The 18,770-nt window shown below is 67.8% G+C and carries 19 protein-coding genes; 14 read left to right on the top strand and 5 right to left on the bottom strand.

The features are described 5' to 3' along the window. Positions 1-69: 69 nt before the first annotated feature. From IM660_RS00185 to IM660_RS00205, 5 genes are all read left to right on the top strand, one after another. Positions 70-819 (top strand): GntR family transcriptional regulator, encoded by a 750-nt coding sequence (locus IM660_RS00185; RefSeq protein WP_193497460.1) that lies wholly within the window; start codon positions 70-72, stop codon positions 817-819. Between the two features lie 252 nt (positions 820-1,071). Continuing rightward, positions 1,072-1,941, top strand: a complete 870-nt coding sequence (locus IM660_RS00190; RefSeq protein ID WP_193497461.1) for a hypothetical protein — start codon at positions 1,072-1,074, stop codon at positions 1,939-1,941. 132 nt (positions 1,942-2,073) lie between these two features. Then, positions 2,074-3,012 carry an ABC transporter ATP-binding protein gene (locus IM660_RS00195; RefSeq protein WP_246465055.1) on the top strand — a complete coding sequence of 313 codons (939 nt, stop codon included), beginning with the start codon at positions 2,074-2,076 and terminating at the stop codon, positions 3,010-3,012. Continuing rightward, positions 3,005-3,907 carry an ABC transporter permease gene (locus IM660_RS00200; RefSeq protein WP_246465056.1) on the top strand — a complete coding sequence of 301 codons (903 nt, stop codon included), beginning with the start codon at positions 3,005-3,007 and terminating at the stop codon, positions 3,905-3,907. The genes IM660_RS00195 and IM660_RS00200 overlap by 8 nt, the downstream gene beginning before the upstream one ends. After that, positions 3,904-4,716 (top strand): ABC transporter permease, encoded by an 813-nt coding sequence (locus tag IM660_RS00205; protein ID WP_193497463.1) that lies wholly within the window; start codon positions 3,904-3,906, stop codon positions 4,714-4,716. The genes IM660_RS00200 and IM660_RS00205 overlap by 4 nt, the downstream gene beginning before the upstream one ends. 48 nt (positions 4,717-4,764) lie before the next feature. On the opposite strand, the gene IM660_RS19790 is transcribed toward IM660_RS00205, so the two are convergent. The 3 genes from IM660_RS19790 to IM660_RS00220 form a co-directional block, all read right to left on the bottom strand. Further along, positions 4,765-5,475, bottom strand: a complete 711-nt coding sequence (locus tag IM660_RS19790) for a sortase domain-containing protein (protein WP_246465057.1) — start codon at positions 5,473-5,475, stop codon at positions 4,765-4,767. Positions 5,476-5,493: 18 nt separating this feature from the next. Then, on the bottom strand, positions 5,494-6,264 hold the full coding sequence (locus tag IM660_RS00215; RefSeq protein WP_193497464.1) for a hypothetical protein: 771 nt from the start codon (positions 6,262-6,264) through the stop codon (positions 5,494-5,496). A gap of 146 nt (positions 6,265-6,410) precedes the next feature. Further along, on the bottom strand, positions 6,411-7,079 hold the full coding sequence (locus IM660_RS00220; protein ID WP_159618860.1) for a GntR family transcriptional regulator: 669 nt from the start codon (positions 7,077-7,079) through the stop codon (positions 6,411-6,413). 213 nt (positions 7,080-7,292) lie between these two features. Between IM660_RS00220 and IM660_RS00225 the strand changes: the two genes are divergently transcribed. From IM660_RS00225 to IM660_RS00250, 6 genes are all read left to right on the top strand, one after another. Then, the gene (locus IM660_RS00225; RefSeq protein WP_193497465.1) at positions 7,293-9,068 is read left to right on the top strand and encodes a GH39 family glycosyl hydrolase; all 1,776 of its coding nucleotides are present in this window, start codon (positions 7,293-7,295) and stop codon (positions 9,066-9,068) included. Continuing rightward, complete coding sequence (locus IM660_RS00230; protein WP_246465058.1) at positions 9,061-9,909, top strand: aldo/keto reductase; 849 nt, start codon at positions 9,061-9,063, stop codon at positions 9,907-9,909. The genes IM660_RS00225 and IM660_RS00230 overlap by 8 nt, the downstream gene beginning before the upstream one ends. Before the next feature lie 25 nt (positions 9,910-9,934). Further along, positions 9,935-10,912 (top strand): carbohydrate ABC transporter permease, encoded by a 978-nt coding sequence (locus IM660_RS00235; protein WP_193497466.1) that lies wholly within the window; start codon positions 9,935-9,937, stop codon positions 10,910-10,912. Positions 10,913-10,920: 8 nt separating this feature from the next. Next, positions 10,921-11,781, top strand: coding sequence for a carbohydrate ABC transporter permease (locus tag IM660_RS00240; RefSeq protein WP_193497467.1), 861 nt, complete (start codon positions 10,921-10,923; stop codon positions 11,779-11,781). Between the two features lie 66 nt (positions 11,782-11,847). Beyond that, positions 11,848-13,302, top strand: coding sequence for an ABC transporter substrate-binding protein (locus IM660_RS00245; RefSeq protein ID WP_193497468.1), 1,455 nt, complete (start codon positions 11,848-11,850; stop codon positions 13,300-13,302). Between the two features lie 28 nt (positions 13,303-13,330). Further along, a complete protein-coding gene (locus IM660_RS00250) occupies positions 13,331-14,095 on the top strand; it encodes an SDR family NAD(P)-dependent oxidoreductase (protein WP_193497469.1) in 765 nt (254 codons plus the stop codon). Between the two features lie 104 nt (positions 14,096-14,199). Here the strand turns inward: IM660_RS00250 and yczE are convergent, their stop codons facing one another. Beyond that, on the bottom strand, positions 14,200-14,967 hold the full coding sequence (gene yczE / locus IM660_RS00255) for a membrane protein YczE (RefSeq protein WP_246465059.1): 768 nt from the start codon (positions 14,965-14,967) through the stop codon (positions 14,200-14,202). 121 nt (positions 14,968-15,088) lie between these two features. Here yczE and IM660_RS00260 point away from each other — a divergent pair, with 121 nt between their 5' ends. The 3 genes from IM660_RS00260 (at position 15,089) to IM660_RS00270 (ending at position 17,480) form a co-directional block, all read left to right on the top strand. Then, on the top strand, positions 15,089-15,586 hold the full coding sequence (locus tag IM660_RS00260; protein WP_218958797.1) for a DinB family protein: 498 nt from the start codon (positions 15,089-15,091) through the stop codon (positions 15,584-15,586). A gap of 162 nt (positions 15,587-15,748) precedes the next feature. Then, the gene (locus tag IM660_RS00265; RefSeq protein ID WP_193497470.1) at positions 15,749-16,717 is read left to right on the top strand and encodes a zinc-binding dehydrogenase; all 969 of its coding nucleotides are present in this window, start codon (positions 15,749-15,751) and stop codon (positions 16,715-16,717) included. 22 nt (positions 16,718-16,739) lie between these two features. Further along, complete coding sequence (locus IM660_RS00270) at positions 16,740-17,480, top strand: class I SAM-dependent methyltransferase (protein ID WP_193497471.1); 741 nt, start codon at positions 16,740-16,742, stop codon at positions 17,478-17,480. Here the strand turns inward: IM660_RS00270 and IM660_RS00275 are convergent. Further along, entirely contained in the window at positions 17,462-18,727 is a 1,266-nt protein-coding gene (locus IM660_RS00275) for an MFS transporter (protein WP_193497472.1), read from the bottom strand. The two genes, IM660_RS00270 and IM660_RS00275, sit on opposite strands and share 19 nt — an antisense overlap. Positions 18,728-18,770 lie beyond the last annotated feature (43 nt).

Here is an 18,770-nt window from a genome sequence, read left to right on the forward strand (position 1 = left end):
CATGTGGGATAGTTTGTATGCTCGTTGATGACAGTGATGGCAATCGTGACCACAGAACCAGGAGAGCGGATGGGTTCCGACGATGTGGCGACGGTGCGGGTCGAACTTGACCGGACCAGCTCGACACCCCTGTACCACCAACTCTCCACGGCGATCGAGAAGTCGATCGAGGGTGGTGCACTTGCGCCGGGGCAGCGGCTGGAGAACGAGATCGCCCTCGCCGAGCGGCTCCGCGTCTCGCGGCCGACCGCTCGCCGAGCCCTGCAGGAACTGGTCGATCTGGGCATGCTCGTGCGTAAGCGCGGTGTCGGCACCCAGGTGGCACCGGTGCGGGTGCGGCGGCGAGTGGACCTGTCCAGCCTCTACGACGATCTCGAGCGCAGTGGGCGCAAACCGAGTACATCGGTGCTCGAGTACTCGGTGGCGCCGGGAGGTTCCGACATCACCGAGGCGCTCGACCTGCCCGACGGATCTGACGTCGTCACCATCCGGCGGTTGCGACAGGCCGACGGTGAGCCGCTCGCTCTGATGACCAACTACATCGCCCTCGAGCTGGCGCCCTCGTACGAGCAGCTCGGTGAGATGGGTCTCTACCACGCGTTGCGCGACTCCGGGGTGGAGATCCACATGGCCAACCAGCAGATCGGCGCGCGCACCGCGACCGCAGCCGAGGCCCGGCTGCTGGAGGACAAGCCGAAGGCCGCCGTGCTCACCATGGAACGCACGGCCTACGACTCCACCGGCCGCGCAATCGAGCACGGACGTCACATCTACCGGGCCAGCCGGTACAGCTTCTCCACCACGCTGTTCGCTCCCTGACCGATCCCGTCTGCCGCGCCTGCCTGGACCTGCGGTGACCGAATCGACCGGGATTCGTCGGCCCGCGGCACCATGCTGCGTGCATCAACGCCACGGTGACGAGTGCGTCACGGGGTGGTCCCGCGCGACGTTGCGCCAACAGGTGAACCACCACCCGGCGTGCCAGGATCGAGACATGAGCACCCGGCGAGGATCGACCAGGTGAGCCTCTCGCCCACCTCAGCACCGCGGACCCCTCCGCGGGATCAGCGCATGCCGATGTGGCTCTACCCCCTGGTGGGGCTGACATCGGTGGTCGTCGGTCTCTTGCCATGGCTGCGGACCGGCCCTCGGCTGCCGTTGCAGAACCTCTGGGCGAGCGAGACCAGCCCGGAGCAGATGCCACTCGCGCTGCTTCCGTTGAACCAGTACCACCTGGTGCAGCTCTTGGGGATGCTCATGACGGCGGGCCTCATCGCCGGCGTGATCGCGCGCCTTGAACCACGTGACCGGCGTCGTCGATCCACCGGCCTGACCGCGCTCGGCGTTCTGGCGGGGATGCTGGCAGCCGGGATCCAGAGCGGTCTGGTGCTTGCCGCCGGACTCGAGGAGCGCTCCCTGGCCACCGTCTACCTCGCGGGAGTGCTGACCTGGGCGACACTCAGCGCACTCGGCGCAGTCTTCGTTCTGGGGCTGATCGGGCGCGGTCGCCGCGGTGCGGCCGCGATCGCCGTCGCATTCGCTGCCGCACCGGTCGCAGCCTGGGCCCGGATGCTGCTCCTCCCGGAGCCGGCCGCGGCCACACCCGCGGTGATCGACGTGGTCGGGAGCCTGCGGTGGCTGCCCGCCGTACTCGTGGGGGTGGCGCTCGCATGGTGCGGGATCCGGCTCAGCGCGAAGATCGCGGCGTGGGTGCTCAGCCTGGTGCTGCTGTGGGTGATGCCCGCCTTGCTCACGACCATCGGCTATGCGGCCGACTATCGAGCCGATGTTGGTGAGCGGGTAGGAGCCGGACTCGACGTTCTAGCAGCGGCGATGGCTCCCGGGATCGCCGGGCCACCCGTTCTCGTGGCGCTCGCGATCGGAGCGGCGGGTGCCACCGCCGCCGCCGTCGTCCGCTGGTGGCGCCGCCGCCGTACCTGAGCGACCGAGCCGGTGGAATCCACCTTTGCCATGGGAGTCCACATCTGACCGTCCACGCCTGGACTCCAACGGCAGACATGGACTCCGATGGGAGATCTCCGTCCTGGACCGCGCGACGTAGAGTTGACCCCCGTGACCGAGTCAGTTGTCGAGCCAGTGATCAGCGCGCGTGGCCTGCGCAAGACCTACGGTGATTTCGTCGCCGTCGATGGGATCGACTTCGAGGTGCGCCCGGGCGAGAGCTTCGGTCTGCTCGGGCCGAACGGCGCCGGGAAGTCCACCACGATGCGGATGATCGGCGGCACCCTCGATCGCACTGGCGGCGACCTCACCGTGCTCGGCATGGATCCCGGCCCGCAGGGGCCCACCGTGCGTGCGCATCTGGGGGTGATCCCGCAGCAGGACAATCTCGACGAAGAGTTGCGGGTGCGCGAGAACCTCATCATGTACGGGCGCTACTTCGGGCTCTCCCGGTCCTTCCTCGCCGCGAAGGCCGACGAGCTGCTCGCCTTCGCGCAGCTGGAGGCGAAGGCCAAGGAGAAGGTGCAGTCGCTCTCCGGGGGGATGAAGCGGCGCCTGACCATCGCCCGCGGCCTGGTGAACGAACCGAAGATCCTGCTCCTGGACGAGCCGACCACCGGGCTGGACCCGCAAGCCCGGCACGTGCTCTGGGATCGGTTGTTCCGCTTGAAGGAAGCGGGCACCACGCTGGTGGTGACCACCCACTTCATGGACGAGGCCGAGCAGCTGTGCGACCGGCTCATCGTGGTCGATCACGGGCGGATCATGGCCGAGGGCAGCCCCCGTGAGCTCATCCGCACCTACTCCACCCGCGAGGTGGTCGAGCTCCGCTTCGGATCGGCCCGCAACGCCACCGTGGTGGCGGAGCTGGACGGGGTCGGCAGCCGCCTCGAGGTGCTGCCGGACCGGGTGCTCGTCTATGCCGATGACGGCGAAGCCTGCCTGGAGGAGGTCGCTCGCCGTGGTCTGGCTCCCGTGACGTCGCTGGTGAGACGCTCCTCGTTGGAGGACGTGTTCCTGCGCCTGACAGGGCGGTCCCTCATTGACTGACGAGACCGGTTCCGCGCGCGAGCAGACCGTGGTGGGGCACCACCACGACGACCTGGATACGACCACTCTGGCCTACTCCGGCCAGGCACCCAGTCATGCGGTGATGGCGCAGCGGGCACACCGGTTCGGCACGTGGTACCACGCCGAGGCTGTGCTGCGCTCGATGCGGGCCTTCATCGTGCCCGGGCTACTGAACGCCGTCGGGCAGCCGTTGCTGTACATCATCGCGATGGGCCTGGGCCTGGGCGCCCTGGTGGGCAACGGAGTCGGCACGGTCGACGGCGTGGACTACCTGACGTTCGTGACTCCGGCATTGCTGGTCTCCACCGTGGTGATGTCGGTCTCCGGTGAGATGACGTATCCGGTGATGGCCGGATTCAAGTGGATGCGCACCTACTACGGCCCCGCCGCCACCGGGCTGCGACCCGCGCAGATCGCCGCCGGCCACCTGCTCGCCGTGGTGATCCGGTTCGTGGTGCAGTGCACGATCTTCTGGGTGATCGCCGTCGCGTTCGGAGCGACGAGCCTGGGCTGGTCGGTGCTGATGGTGCCGATCGGGGTGCTCGCGGCCACGGCGTTCGGTGCGCCCCTGCAGGCGTACGCCGCGAGCCTGGAGGGTGAAGGCTTCCAGTTCTCCTTCGTGCAGCGGTTCATCGTGATGCCGATGTTTCTGTTCTCCGGGACCTTCTTCCCGCTCTCGGTGATGCCGGTCTACCTGCAGTGGATCGGCTGGCTCTCGCCGGTCTGGCACGGCACGCAGCTGGCCCGGCTTGCCTCCTACGGCGCGTCCGGACCCGGGTGGCTCATCGCCGTGCATGTACTGGTGCTGGTCGCGGCGACGCTGGCCGGCGTGATGTGGGCTCGGCGCGTCTACACCCGGAGGTTGACCTCATGAGTGTGCACGAACAGCAGCGACCGGTGCTCGCCGAGCCCGGCGCCCGCAGCAGCGTGATCTCGGTGCTCGAACGCGGCTTCTCGGTGATCCGCAACCAGAACTGGATGATCCTCGTCTCCGGGTTCTTCGAGCCGGTGTTCTACCTGCTCGCGATGGGTGTGGGCATGGGGATGCTGGTCGGCGAGGTCTCCGGGCCGGGCGGCCGTGGGATCACCTACGCGGCCTTCATCGCACCGGCGTTGCTGGCGACGTCGGCCATGAACGGCGCCTTCTACGACTCGACGTGGAACGTCTTCTTCAAGCTCCGCTTCGCCAAGCTGTACGAGGCGATGCTGCAGACCTCCCTCTCGCCCTGGAACGTGGCGCTCGGGGAGATCCTGATGGCGCTGTTCCGCGGCTTCCTGTATGCCCTGGGATTCCTGGGGGTGCTGGCCGTCATGGGGCTGGTGACCTCGTGGTGGGCGCTCGCGATGGTGCCGGTGGCCGTACTCATCGCGTTCGGCTTCGCTGCGCTGGGGATGGGCGTCACCAGCTTCCTCACCCGGTTCCAGCAGATGGATCTGCTGAACTTCGTGATGCTGCCGATGTTCCTGTTCTCCGCCACGCTCTACCCGATCACCGTCTACCCCGAGGCGGTGCAGTGGCTGGTGATGGTGTTGCCGTTGTGGCACGCGGTGGAGCTGATGCGTCAGCTCTCGGTGGGCTACCTGACGTGGGCAACGCTGGTGCACGTGGGCTACTTCGTGGCCATGACCGCCGCCGGCCTGTGGTTGACGACGACGAGGTTGCGGGCACTGTTCCTGCGGTGAGTCATGGTCCGGTTGGACAGGTCGAGCCAGTCGGGCCCGTCGGTGCGCTCAGGCGTCGAGCCGGCCGTAGGCGATGAAGTTGTCCTCCAGGATCCCGGTGTCGGTGTTGAGCCCGTCGCAGGTGATCAGCCGGATCTCCGCCTCGTCGGTGTTTCCGTACACCTCCAGGGTGGGGAAGCCCTCCCGGCTCTTGTCGAAGAGTTCGGTGCGGTAGATCGTGAACGTCGCCACGGAGCCGTCCTCGCGCATGACCTCGATGCTGTCGCCGATCTCGACCTGAGGCAGGTCGGCGAAGATCCCGGGCCCGCCCTCGATGCCGTTGCGGTGACCGAGAATCACCGAGGGTCCGATCTCGCCCGGCGTGGGGGAGTGCACGTACCAGCCGGGCGGGGAGCCCAGGTTGTACGGCGGCACCTCGATCAACCCGTTCTCCTGAAGTCCGAGATCCATCAGCTCGGCCTCGACGCCGATCACGGGTACGGAGACGACGGTCGGCTCCGAGGCGGGCAGCGAGACCGGCTCCGGCTCCTCGGCCGGGGTGGGGTCCTCGGTCGGGGCGGGCGAGGGAGACTCGCTGGTAGGGGCCGGGGCCGGTTCCGCCGTCGGCGTTGCCTCGGAGGGAACCTCCTCGACCTGAGGGGAGTCGGATGCGCTGGGCGCAGCCACGCCGTCGTCCGGCCCGGCGCAGGCGGTGAGGGCGAGAGCGACGGCCGCCGCGCAGACCGTGAGGCCTGCGCGGCGACCGCGGAGTGAACTCATCGGTGGGTGCTCAGTCGATCAGGCGTTGTCCGAACGACGACGCAGCATCCAGGCCCCACCGGCGGCCAGGGCCACGGCGCCGGCACCGGCTGCGATCATCGCGCCGGTGTTGTCGGCCGGCTGGACCGGCGAGCCGGTGTCCGCACCGCCGTCAGGCATCGCGTCCATCTGGGAGACGCTCACCGCTCCGCATGCCGCGGGCAGGGTGGCAGCCAGGGGCAGCTCCTCGTTCAGCGGGCTCATCTTCTCGGCGGCCTCCTCGCTCAGGAGCTCCGGGTTGACACCGTGGATGACCACGACGGCGGTTCCGTCCGCCAGTGCGGCAGCGGTGTCATCGTTGACTTCGAAGGTGCGCTCATAGGTGTAGGACTCCCCGCCGGGGAAGCGCTCGATCGCGAGAGCCGAGTCCGCACTCGTGTCACCCTCGGTGGTCAACGAGGTGCTGACCTGACCGTAGGAAGGAATGCCTTCCGGTGTGCTCACGGCACCGTCGCCGTCTTCGTCGGCGCTGGCATCGGGGCAGACTCCCTGGCCACCGATGTGGATGTGCTGGGCGTGCGGGAACGGGCCGTCGCCGAACGTGGCGGCCGCACCTGAGATGTTGATGGTGACGGTCGCTTCGCTCCCGTCGAGCTCGATCATGGCATCACCGCTGGTGCCGCTGCCGTTGAGCTCATCGAGTGTGGCCTGACCGGACCAGGGTTGGTGGTCAGCGAGGGCAGGTCCGGCGGTCATTGCCAGGGCGCTGATCGCGACGGCCGGAACCGCCAGTAGCGTCTTCTTTCGCATCGTGCATCTCCTTCGTGGATCGTCAACGTGCACCCTGTGTTCGGAGTGTGCGCAGATCCGGATTGGTCGAGTGCCGATCCGGTTTTCCGCAGTCCGGTCAGAGCGTGTTGACGCCCGCACCTGGAGGGTGCAGATGCCGCGAGATCTCAGGCCTCGGGCAGTTCGAGCTGGCGCAGTCGCGAGTACGCACCCCGCATGTGATCGGCTACGGCTGCGCGCGCCGCTTCCGGGTCGCCGGAGGCGAGGATGTCCCGCAACTCCTTGTGCTCGGGGTAGCCGACCGTGGGGAAATCGGGGAAGTTGATGTTGCGGGTGATCAGGAAGAAGGCCACCTGGCTGCGCAGTGAGGTCCACACCCGGTGCAGCCGGGCGTGATCGGCGGCGTCGTAGATGACGTCGTGGAAGGCGAGGTCCAGCGCCACGGCCTCCTCGGGCTGCACCGATCCGGACGTGTCCTTCATCTGCTCCAGCACCCGGTCCAGCTCGGCGAGGTGATCGGGAGTGAGGCGGGTGGCGGCGCGCTCACCGGCGAGCGTCTCGACGGCGGTGCGCAGCGTGTGCACCTCCTCGACATCGCGTTGGGTCAGGATCGAGACGAAGGCACCGCGGTGCCGTTTGATCTCCACCTGGCCCTCGGCCTCCAGGAGCGCGAGCGCTTCGCGGACGGGCCCTCGGCTCACGTCCAGCGACTCGGCGATCTCCGCCTCTCGTAGCCGCGAGCCGGGCGGCAGCTCGCCGTTGGCCATCTTCTCGCGCAGGATGCGCACGACGTGCTCGCTCAGCGAGGTACGCGGTCCGATCGTGCCCAGCGTCATCGCATGTCCTTCCCTCGCCGATCCAGCCGGGGCAGTTGCCTGCCATGCACATGATGGCGGCTCATCGCTCCCCATGCCCGCCATTCTCGCATGCAGAAAATATAGCGTTGACAATCTGCAATTACCAGGGCTACCGTCGGACTACGTCGTCACCGAGGACGACGGCCCTCCGCGACGAGGGCACGCTGCCGACGCAGGAGAGGCACCCGCCACGTGAGCACCCGAACCGACGAGACTGCTCCCCCCGAGGCCACCGGTCCCCGCCCGGATCACAACCCCGGGATCGGCCACGACGTCTCGCCCTACCCGAAGGCCGCGCCGAGCGACCCGACGGCCCCCCACGTCCGCTCCGCCGAGGTGGAGGTGGACGCCGCCTCGGACGCGGGCCCGCTCACCCGGATGTGGGAGAGCATCGGCTACGACGAGATCAACTGGACCTACACCCCGACCGGCCGCACGCTGCTGAACACGTTCGGTGAGATGACCGAGCGCGGCTTCCACGTGCGCCCTCACTACGTCTTCTGCTCCGGTAGCGGTTTCGGCATCCCGCACTGGGGCAACGGGAACGTGTACCACGAGCGCAGCGACGGGTCTGTGACGTACGACTTCACCATCGTCGACCAGACTTACGACGCGATCGTCGAGGCCGGGCACCACGTGCTCGTCGAACTGGCCTTCACGCCGCGCGATCTCCTGCCCGAACAGGCCGAGGAGCTCACCGTCACCCCCAGCCCCACCGTCTACAGCGCCTACGAGGCCGGCCAGTGGTCCTACCCCCCGCGTGACTACGAGCGCTGGGGCGACCTGGTGGCGGCCCACGCCCGGCACTGCCTCGAGCGCTACGGCGCCGAGGAGGTCAGCACGTGGCTGTGGGAGTTGTGGAACGAGCCGGACATCTTCTACTGGCGTGGCACCCCGCAGGAGTTCTACGACCTGTACTCCGTCACTGCCCGCGCGGTCCGGTCGGTGCTCCCCGAGGCCAAGGTGGGTGGGCCCACCGTCACCGGCGCCGGTGTGGAGTTCATGCGCGGCTTCCTCCAGCACACCCGGGATCAGGGTGACCCGCTGGACTTCGTCTCCTTCCACACCAAGGGTTCGGCGTTCACCCCGTGGCGCGCCTACGGCCCGACCGGCGCCCCTGCTGCCGAGCAGCAGAGCCCCTCGGCGAACAAGATGATCTTCGAGGTCCAGCGCCTGCTGCAGGTGATCGCCGAGTTCCCCGAGTATCACGACCTGCCCGCGATCGTGGACGAGTGCGATGCCGGTGTACCCGCGCACTTCTCCGCCTATGACAACGGCAACTTCGCCTTCCAGAACACCGAGTACTTCCCCGTGTTCCAGGTGAAGCTGATGAAGAAGCTGCTCGACCTGAACGCCCTCGAACCGGTCCAGGTGGAGCAGGCCACCTCGTGGAGCTTCTACTTCGAGGGTGAGCGCTACTTCGAGGGGACCCGCGCCTTCCTCACGGCCGGCGGTGTGGAGAAGCCGCTCCTGAACGCCTACCGGATGCTCAGCCACCTCGGTCAGCGGCGCCTGGCCGCATCCTCGAGCGCCGCCGTCGACGTGGCCCAGATCGACCACGCGACCGGGGCGAGCATGCCCGAGGAGGTGGACGTGCTGGCCTCCCGCGGTGAGGACGGCACCGTGGCGATCCTGGTGTGGCGCCACACCGACGACCAGTACCGCACCGACGACGCCGAGACCGAGGTGAGCCTCGCCGTCACCGGCCTGGAGGGTTCCTACACGCTGCGCCACTTCCGGATCGACGCCGACCGCTCCAACTCCCACACCCGCTGGGCCGAGCAGGGCAGCCCGCAGGTTCCTACCGAGGATCAGCTCGCTGCCATCAAGGCACGTCAGGGCCTGGAGGAACTCACCTCTCCCACGCAGATCACGACGGCGGAGGGCGCCTTCCGTACGACTGTCGCCCTGCCGTTGCCGTCGGTGTCGTTGCTGGTGCTCGATCCTGCCGGGGGCACCAGTGAGTGAGCAGATCTTCGCCCGCCGGGTGCCACTCGCCGGTGGGACCTCGATCCCGCAGTTCGGCCTCGGGGTGTTCCAGGTGGAATCCGGGGGCACCCAGCAGGTGGTGGAGCAGGCGCTGGAGATCGGCTACCGGCACATCGACACCGCCGCGGCGTATGTGAACGAGGAGGGCGTGGGTGCGGCGATCCAGGCCACCGGCATCCCCCGGGAGGAGGTGTTCGTCACCTCGAAGCTGCGCAACGGCGACCAAGGGTATGAGTCGGCGCTGACGGCCTATGCCGACACGTGCAGGCGCCTGGGGCTGGACCGGCTGGACCTGTACCTCATCCACTGGCCGAACCCGGCAGCCGGCCTGTGGCAGGACAGTTGGCGAGCGCTGGCGCACCTGGCAGCGGAGGGTGAGGTGGCCGCCGTCGGGGTCTCGAACTTCATGACGGAGCACCTGACGGAGCTGGCGGACCTCTCAGAGCGCACCCCCGCCGTCAACCAGATCGAACTGCACCCGACCTATCAGCAACGGGAGCTGGCCGACTTCTGCCGGTCCCGCGGGATCGCGGTGGAGGCATACTCCCCGCTCGGGCAGGCGGGCGATCTGGACCACCCGGAGGTGACGGCCCTGGCGCAGCGGCTGGGCGTCACTGCCGCCCAGGTGATCCTGCGCTGGCACCTGGACCGCGGGCACGTCGTGATCCCCAAGACGGTCAACCCCGAGCGGATGCGCACCAACGCCGACCTGGATCACGTGGCGTTGACCGACGAGGACCTGGCGGTCATCGATGGGCTCGACGCCGGCCAGCGCATCGGCAACGACCCCTACACCTTCGCCAAGTCCCAGATCCGCTGACCCACCGACACGTTCGGAGAACTCGATGGCGAGTCCCACTCTGATCGCCGAGACGGCCACCCGGTCCGGCTCGGCGGCTGCCAAGGCAGCGAAACGCCCGGGGCAACGATCCCGGGAGCGTCGCCGCAACCTCTGGATCTACGTCTTCCTGCTGCCCACCTTCGTGCTCTACGGCCTGTACACCCTCTACCCGATGGTGGCGAGCTACTGGTACTCGCTGGTGGAGTGGAACGGCTTCTCCAGCCAGCAGACGTTCGTCGGCCTGGACAACTACGAGGCGGTCTTCGCCGACCCGCTGTTCTGGTCCTCGGTGCGGGTCACGCTGCTGTTCATGCTGATCGTGGCGCCGCTGCGGGTGTTCGGTGCCTTCGCCCTGGCGATCCTGCTGAACTCCCCGAAGCTGCCGTTGCGGTCGTTCTTCCGTACCGCCTACTTCCTGCCGGTGGTGACCACCACGGCCATCGTCGGTGTGGTGATGCGGTTCATCTTCGACCCGGCCAGCGGCCCGACGGCGGCGCTCGCGACCATCTTCGGGCTCGGGCCGATCGACCTGCTCGGTTCGTCTGAGACCGCGTTGATCACCGCCGGGGTGATCTACGTGTGGAAGTTCTTCGGCATCACGCTGATCTACTGGCTGGCGGCGCTGCAGACCATCCCGGCGGACCTGTACGAAGCGGCAAGGATCGACGGGGCCGGTCCGATGCGGCTGTTCCGCTACATCACCCTGCCGATGCTGATTCCCTTCCTGCTGATCATCTCGGTACTCACGATCGAGGACTGCTTCCACGCCTTCGACCTGATGCAGACGATGACCGCGGGTGGGCCGTTCTTCAGCACCGAGATCATCGAGATCTACATCTACCGGTGGGCCTTCGCGGCTTCGATCCCGCAGCTCGGATTCGCCTCTGCGGCCGCCGTGCTGTTCGGCGTGATCGTGCTGCTGGTGGTCATCCTGCAGGTGTGGGCGACGGTGGTCTCCCGACGGATGCGAGCTCGCTCATGAGTGTGACGATGACGGCGACCACACCTCGGACCACGCGCCGGCTAGGCCGCCGGTTCTGGTGGTGGGTGCTGACGGCTCTGCTGCTCGCACTGGCCTTCGTGTGGGTCTTCCCCTTCATCTGGATGGTCTCGGCGTCGCTGAAGACCTCCGGTGAGATCTTCGGTGGTGGGCTGGGACTGATCCCGGAGACCTTGCAATGGGAGAACTACTCCCGTGCCTGGATCGACGGGCGATTCAACATCTACCTCCTGAACACGGTGATCGTGACCGTGGCGACCACGGCGATCGTGGTGGTGCGGTGCGCCCTCGCCGGCTATGTGCTCGGGCGGTACCGCTTCCCGGGCTCGCGGCTGGTGATCGCGATCCTGGTGGCCACGTTGTTCGTGCCGACCGGTTACACGATCATCCCGGTGGTCAAGCTCTCGATGGAGCTGGGCCTGCTGGACAGTCTCGCCGGGATGATCCTGGCACTCGCCGGAGCGGCGAACGTGGCGTCGATCCTCATCTACGCGGGCTACTTCCGCGGGATGCCGGCCGAGCTCGAGGAGGCCTCGATCGTCGACGGCGCAGGTTTCGTGCGCACGTTCACGCAGATCATGCTGCCGTTGTCGATGCCGGTGACGGCGACCGTCGGCATCCTGACGTTCCTGTTCACCTGGAACGCCTTCTTCCTGCCGTTGGTGTTCTCCTTCTCCAACCCGGCGCTGCGCACGGTCAGCGTCGGCATGCAGGCCTTCGTCGGGGAGAACTCCACCGACTGGCCCGGAATGGCCGCGGCGGGTGTGATCTCGCTGCTGCCGATCGTCGCGCTGTTCGTGTTCATGCAGCGCTACTTCGTCGAGGGAATCGCCGGGGCGGTGAAGTCCTGACCTGACTCTCGCACCACTCGTTCTCTCGTTCGACCCCGTTTGTCCGATCTCGATGAGGAGATTCACATGACTCGCAACGCACTCAGCCGCCGTCAACTGATGGGCGGCGCTGGACTCACCGGAATGGCCGGTCTGCTCGCCGCGTGCAGTGGGGAGAGCCCGCCGCCCGATCCTGCCGGGGGTGGTGGCACCGGCGGCGGTGGCGGCAGCGGCGAAGGGCTGCAGTGGTGGGACCACTTCGGTGGCCTGCAGGACCTGCACGCCGAATGGGCAACCACCGAGGGTGACCAGATCGGTGTCCCGATCGAGTACTCCTACAACGAACCCAGCCAGACCACCGAGGCCTTGCAGGTGGCGAATCAGACGAACTCGCTGCCGGACGTGTTCTCGAACGTGCTCGGCCTGCCGCTGCCGGCGTTGGTCGAGGCGGGATGGCTGAGTCCGATCACCCTCTCCGACGAAGCGCTGGCCCGCCTGCCGGAGGGGACGTTCACAGAAGGAATCACCATGATGAACGGGGAGATCTATGGTCTTCCCGCTCTCTCGGACCGGCAGTACTGGGCCTGTACCTGGTACAACTCCGAGATCGCCGAGGAGGTCGGCTTCGAGCCGCCGTCCAGCTATGACGAGATGCGGGCGGCGCTGCAGGCGATCGCCGATCACGGTGAGTACGCCCCGATGACCCTGGCCCTCGGAGCGGCTGGTCGTATCCGCGACCAGGTGGACGGCCTCGCCCAGGGCGGTGGCTTCCCGGGCTGGCAGGGTCTGCGCTACGACACCGGCGAGTACGAGTACCAGCACGACACCTACATCAACGCGATCGAGCTGCTGAAGGAGATCTCCGACAACGGCTGGCTGCTGCCGGGGACGAACTCCTTCCAGATCCCCGATGCTCGTGGTCGCTGGGCAGCCGGGCAGATCGGGTTCTTCATCGACGGCCCGTGGTCCCCAGGTGGCGTGCGCTCGCTGAACGCCGAGCACCTGCCCAGGATGGCGGTGGCCGGGATGCTGACCCCGGGCGGTGAGGAGCTCATCATCACCCGTGGTGCACCGGCACCGACGTGGTTCGTCGCCGGGTCCAGCGCCAACCCTGAGGCCGCCAGTCAGCTGGTGGAGACCTTCACGCGTGATGACTACCAGCGGGCGCTGGCCGAGGCGATGGACCAGCCGCCGCTGAACCTTGATGTGGTGGCCGATGCCGACGTGATCGACCCCTACGCGTGGCTGATCGAGGACTTCAAGGAGCGGGTGTTCCGGGCTCCTGAGGCTGAGGTGCGCAACGTCGCTGCTACTGAGGCGCTGGCACGGACCACCCCGATCGCACCGCACCTGGGCGACATCATCCAGGGCTACCTCGGCGGTGACATCAGCGATCTGCAGGGCGAGCTGGTCAAGCTCAGCGACGCGTTCAACTCCGACCTCGACTCGGCGATCGAGTCTGCGGCGGCTGAGGGCTTCGAGGTTTCACGCGAGGACTGGGCGTTCCCCGACTGGGAACGCGGCACCGACTACACCTACTGACGCTTCGAGCGAGAGAAGGACGACAAGCATGGACACGTTCCCTAGCGAACGCACGGCGATCGTCACCGGGGCCGGATCGCCCCGGGGCATCGGGCGGGCGGTGGCACGCCGACTGGCCAAGGATGGCTGGGCGCTCGGCCTGCTCGATATCGACGGCGCCGCCGTCCGGGGCCTGGCCGAGGAGATCGTCGCGGCCGGTGGCAGGGCTGCAGGAGCCGGGGTGGACGTGTCCGACCGCGACGCCGTGCGCGCCGCGGTGGCCGAGGTGACGGACGCGCTGCCGCCGGTGCTGGCGCTCGCGAACATCGCGGGCGTCAGCTCCCCGGTGCCCTACCTGGACCTCGACGACGCGGAGTGGGAGCGGGTGCTGCGCACGAACCTGTTCGGGGTGCATTACCTGACGGCGGCCGTCGCCCCTGCCATGGTGGCGGCCGGGGGTGGTCGGATCGTGTCCATCTCCTCCGTCTCGGCCCAGCGCGGTGGTGGCACCTACTCCAAGACCCCGTACTCGGTGGCCAAGGCCGGCGTGATCGGTCTGACCCGGTCGCTGGCGCGCGAGCTTGGGCCGCATGGGATCACCGCGAACGCGATCGCTCCGGGGCCCATCGACACCGACATCATGGGCGGCACCCTCTCCGAGGAACGCAAGGCCGAGCTCGTGGGTGACCTGGTGGTGAACCGGGTGGGAACGGTGGAGGACATCGCGGCCTCCGTGGCCTTCCTGGTGGGGGAGGAGTCTGGCTATATCACCGGGCAGACGTTGAATGTGGACGGTGGGTTGTATATGCACTGAGCCGGCTACATCGGCTCGTAGGAGATGGCTCTCGGAGCTCGCGCATCGTGCACCTGGTCCCGCGTACCCAGGTCCTCACGCACCCGGCACGAGCCCACCCCGGGTCAGCCGCGCCACTTCGAATCCCTTTTCCGCCAGGGAACCACCGTTCTGGCATCCGTAGGTTGGTTCGGTGGCGGAAAGGGGATTCGGCGTGTCCGGGTCGGGGGCTCGGTGCGTGTCGTCGGGACATGGGTGTCTCGTTGGGGCAGTGTCACGATGAATCGGGGAAGCAGCGCCTGGGTGAGTGGTCCGATGGTGAGGGCGAACAGCACGGTGCCCACGCCGAGGCGCCCACCGAGGAGAACTCCGACGAGGACGACCGTGAGTTCCAGTGCGGTGCGGACCAGTCGTATCGAGAGCCCGGTCCGCCGGTGCAGGCCGGTCATCAGCCCGTCCCGTGGCCCACGCCCGAGCTGGGCGCCGACGTACAGGGCTGTAGCCAGGGCGCATAGCAGGATGCCTCCCAGCATCAGCCCCACCCGCGCTACCAGGACATCGGGCCGATCAAGGAGGGCGAGCGTGACATCGGCGGAGATACCGACGACGATTGCGTTGGCCACCGTGCCCAGGCCGGGCTTCTCCTTCAGTGGCAGCCAGAGCAGCAGTACCAGCAGACTCACTGCGATCACTGCTTGACCGAGCGTCAGCGGCACGTGCCGGATCAGCCCGGAGTGCAGTACGTCCCACGGTGTCGCTCCCAGATCGCCGCGCAGAATCACGGCGGTGCTGATGCCGTATAGCCACAGGCCCAGGAAAGGCTGTGGCAGCCGCCGGGGCAAACGGCCGGCGCGCAGTTGCGCAATCGGTCCGAGGTCGGCGAGCTGACTCATACCGGCCACTGTGGACCAGAGTGGCTCAGGAGTACATGGGCCCCACGAGGCAGTCGGCAGAGCGTTGCCAGAACGGCAAGATCTCCTGGTGCAGGTGGTTGGTCGTGCCAGGGTGGTGGGTATGACCCCCATGAACCGGGCAGGCCGGCGAGATCATCCGCCTCCGCGGACCGGTCCGAGTGAGAAGGAGGTGCTTGTCGGGTTCTTGGACTACCTGCGCGGATCCGTCGCCGCCAAGGTCGACGGCGTACCCGAGCCGGAGGTCAGGGAACCTGGGGTGCCATCGGGCACCAACCTTCTCGGCCTGATCCACCACCTGACGCATGTGGAACGCGCACTGTTCCTCGGAGTGCAGGTGCGCAGCTGGCCCGCGACCTTCCGTGCACCCCGATCCTCCAGCGTCGCCGGCGTCGTCTCCGCCTACTACGACGCCGTCGACCAGTCGAACGCGGTCATCGACGCCTGTGAGGACCTGGCCGGATCGGATTGGCGGCCCGAGGCGAAAGATGCCTGTCCGTCGCTGCGGTGGGCGTTGACGCACATGGTCGAAGAGACCGGTCGCCATGCCGGTCACGCAGATGTCCTGCGCGAGCAGATCGACGGACGTACCGGTCGTTGATGAGCGTGCGGACTTGAGTCCGCGCTGAAGCGCACCCCGTGTGGTGGTGGCGTAGCGAACTCCCTCAACTCGCACTTGACCTCAACCAAAGGTGAGGTTTCAGACTGATCATCGAACGGGTGGCGGCTGCCGCCCGTCGTGATCAGTCGAGAGGTGGAGCGCGTGCGTGCAGTGCGAGTGTCCGAGTACGGCGGGCCGGAGGTTCTGGTGCCGGTGGAGTTGCCCGACCCGGTGGCCGCCGCTGGTGAGGTCGTGCTGCGAGCCGAGGCGATCGACACCATCTACCTCGAGACGCAGATTCGCGGTGGCTGGGGCGAGATGTTCGGCATTGAGCTGCCGTATGTGCCAGGCGGTGCGGCCGCGGGGACTGTGGTCTCCGTCGGTCCGGGCGTCGATCCGTCCTGGCGCGGCCGGCTGGTGCTGGCGCGGCTGGGCACCCAGGGTGCGTACGCCGAACTCGTCCGCACCAGCATCGACCAGTTGGTGCCTGTCCCCGATGGCCTCGGTCTGCGGGAGGCAGCCGCTCTGGCGCACGACGGCGTCACTGGCATAGGAATTCTGGAGGCCATGGCTATCAAGCCGAGTGAGCGAGTGCTCATCCTCGGAGCTGCGGGCGGGATGGGAACGCTACTCGTTCAGCTCGCGCATGCGGCGGGTGCGCAGGTGGTCGGAGCTGCCCGGGGTGCGCAGAAACTGGGCCTGGTCAAGCGACTGGGCGCGGACGCAGTGATCGACTACTCCGAGGCCGGGTGGGTCGAGAACGTGCAGGCGGCCTTCGGTGGTCTGCCCGTTGACGTACTGCTCGACGGCGTCGGCGGTGCACTTGGTACTGAGGCGTTCGCGCTGGTTGCTCATGGTGGCCGCGTCTCTGCCCACGGAGCAGCGAGTGGTGGGTTCGCCGAGCTCGACGAGGCGGATGTGAGCGCGCGGGGAATCCTGGTGCGAGGGATCGAAGACGTACAGTTCGAGACGTCGCAGGCGCAGCGGTTGGCAACCGAGGCGCTCGCCCAGACCGCTGCCGGGAGTGTCCGCCCGGCGATTGCCCGGGAGTTCGCGCTCTCGGATGCGGCCGAGGCGCACCGTGCGATCGAAGCTCGTTCCATTCCAGGGAAGGCCATCCTGATTCCCTGATCAGTCCACCAAGGGGGCGCAAATGACCAACAGTGCGATGGGAACATCATTCGGCGCGGCGACCACTGCCTACGAGGCAGGTCGTCCCTCCTATCCAGCGGCCGCCGTCGACTGGATGCTCGCCGGTGCCCAGCGCGAGGTGAGCGACATCGTCGACGTGGGTGCGGGCACCGGCAAGCTCACCGCGGCGTTGGTGGGCGACGGCCGCAGCGTCACCGCCATCGACCCGGACGAGGCGATGCTCACCACCCTGGCGGGTAACCTGCCGGAGGTGAGCACCGCCGTCGGGACGGCCGAGAGCCTGCCGATGGCGGAGGCGAGCCAGGACGCCGTGGTGCTCGGGCAAGCCTGGCACTGGGTGGAGCCGGCCACAGCATCGGCAGAGATCGCGCGCGTGCTGCGGCCGGGTGGCGTGCTCGGGCTGATTTGGAACATCCGCGACGAACGCACCGACTGGGTGGCCCGGATGAGCCGCATCATCCACCTCAGCGCTGCCGAGCAACTTATCTCCGGTACGGGGCCGCAGATCGCTGCGCCGTTCGGCGAGGTGGAGCAAGAGCGGATCGAGTGGACCCGCACCATGGACCGCGCCACGATCGAGGCGATGGTCGCCTCGCGCAGCTACTACATCACCGCAAGTGACGACGATCGGCGGCGGATCGACGACGGCCTGGCCACGCTCCTTGACGAGCTGGGCCTGACCGCCGCTGATGCCACCATCGACTTCCCCTACGTCACGGTGGCCTACCGCGCCACCTGCTGATTCTCACCGGGCTGACTCGGTTGCTCGTCGGGCGTCTGCGCAACCACCGGTCGGAGATCGCGCGGTCGTGCGGTGAAGAGCGCCACTACGGTCAGCGCCGCCCAGAGCGCTGCAATCACTGCGGCCGCACCCTGCAGGCTCCACGCCTCGGTCAGCGCCGCGGCCCCCATGATGCCGATCCCTGGTGCGAGGCTGAGCAGCGCGTTCTGCGTGCCCATGACGCGCCCACGCAGAGCGTCCGGGATGTGTTCGAGCGAGAGCACCCCCACCAGTCCACCGAAGAGACCGCTGGCCAGCCCCACCACGAATGCGCCGATGAGGATCAGCGGTGTGGAGTGCAGCGTCGTGATGACGATGAACCCGAGCGTCGCACCGATCATCCCGGTCCGCAGCCACGCAGCGCGGGCACCGCCCGGCTTTGCGAGGACTGCGTAGATGCCGCTGCCGATCAGGAGCCCCACCGCGAGTGCGCTGAGCACGAACCCGAGCAGCGCCGTCTCATTCACTGCCGTGAAGTGCACGGGAAGAACCAGACCCTGAAAGCTCGCCAGCACCACGCCGCTGACCACACTGATGGCCGTGAGCAGGATCAGGATCCGGCTGCGCACCAGCGTCGACAACCCTTCGCGGAACTGATGGACGGCACCACGTGGCGCGGATGAATCGGTGGCGGCGGAGATGGCGCCGAGGCGCTTCGGGATGGTGAAGGTGATGAGCGCGGCGACCAAGGACGTGCCTGCCGTCACCCACAGCACGCTCGACCCCTCCAGCAGCGCCACCAGCGTGCCTGCGATGGCCGGGCCCACCACGAGCACCGCGGCGCCGATCGACTCCCGGATCCCGAGCAGCCGTTCCTTCGTGAGCCCGCTCTCGGCCACGATCGCCGGCAGCAGGGCCTCACGAGCGGTTTGGCCGGGGATATCGCCGAGCGAGCCGATCACGCCGAAGAGGACGAAGATGCCGACGGTGAGATCGGTGAACAGGTCGATGAACGGCAGCGCGGCTACGGAGGCGGCCGAGACCAGGTCGGTCACCACGGAGGAGGTGCGCCGGTTGATCCGGTCGATCACCACGCCCATGAAGATCCCTGCCAGGAAGGCCGGGACCGCTGTGGCCGCGGCCACGGTGCCCGCACCCAGCACACTGCCGGTGCTCTGCAGCACCACGAGCGGGATAGCGATCGCGGCGATCGAGTTCCCGAGCAGGGAGAAGACGTAGGACGCGAAGTAGGTGAGGGAGTAGCGCATGCCCTCATCTGAAACTATGACGTTACGACAAGGTCAAGGCCCG

It is taken from the genome of Ruania alkalisoli, from assembly GCF_014960965.1.
Taxonomy (GTDB): domain Bacteria; phylum Actinomycetota; class Actinomycetes; order Actinomycetales; family Beutenbergiaceae; genus Ruania; species Ruania alkalisoli.

Bases quoted from the DNA above. Each gene is read 5' to 3' on its own strand.
- IM660_RS00190 (WP_193497461.1), top strand. From the start codon at position 1,072: ATGCCGATGTGGCTCTACCCCCTGGTGGGGCTGACATCGGTGGTCGTC.
- IM660_RS00260 (WP_218958797.1), top strand. From the start codon at position 15,089: ATGACCCCCATGAACCGGGCAGGCCGGCGAGATCATCCGCCTCCGCGG.
- IM660_RS00215 (WP_193497464.1), bottom strand. From the start codon at position 6,264: ATGCGAAAGAAGACGCTACTGGCGGTTCCGGCCGTCGCGATCAGCGCC.
- IM660_RS00240 (WP_193497467.1), top strand. From the start codon at position 10,921: ATGACGGCGACCACACCTCGGACCACGCGCCGGCTAGGCCGCCGGTTC.
- IM660_RS00270 (WP_193497471.1), top strand. From the start codon at position 16,740: ATGACCAACAGTGCGATGGGAACATCATTCGGCGCGGCGACCACTGCC.
- IM660_RS00275 (WP_193497472.1), bottom strand. From the start codon at position 18,727: ATGCGCTACTCCCTCACCTACTTCGCGTCCTACGTCTTCTCCCTGCTC.
- IM660_RS00205 (WP_193497463.1), top strand. From the start codon at position 3,904: ATGAGTGTGCACGAACAGCAGCGACCGGTGCTCGCCGAGCCCGGCGCC.
- yczE (WP_246465059.1), bottom strand. From the start codon at position 14,967: ATGAGTCAGCTCGCCGACCTCGGACCGATTGCGCAACTGCGCGCCGGC.
- IM660_RS00235 (WP_193497466.1), top strand. From the start codon at position 9,935: ATGGCGAGTCCCACTCTGATCGCCGAGACGGCCACCCGGTCCGGCTCG.
- IM660_RS00250 (WP_193497469.1), top strand. From the start codon at position 13,331: ATGGACACGTTCCCTAGCGAACGCACGGCGATCGTCACCGGGGCCGGA.
- IM660_RS00185 (WP_193497460.1), top strand. From the start codon at position 70: ATGGGTTCCGACGATGTGGCGACGGTGCGGGTCGAACTTGACCGGACC.
- IM660_RS00220 (WP_159618860.1), bottom strand. From the start codon at position 7,079: ATGACGCTGGGCACGATCGGACCGCGTACCTCGCTGAGCGAGCACGTC.
- IM660_RS19790 (WP_246465057.1), bottom strand. From the start codon at position 5,475: ATGAGTTCACTCCGCGGTCGCCGCGCAGGCCTCACGGTCTGCGCGGCG.
- IM660_RS00245 (WP_193497468.1), top strand. From the start codon at position 11,848: ATGACTCGCAACGCACTCAGCCGCCGTCAACTGATGGGCGGCGCTGGA.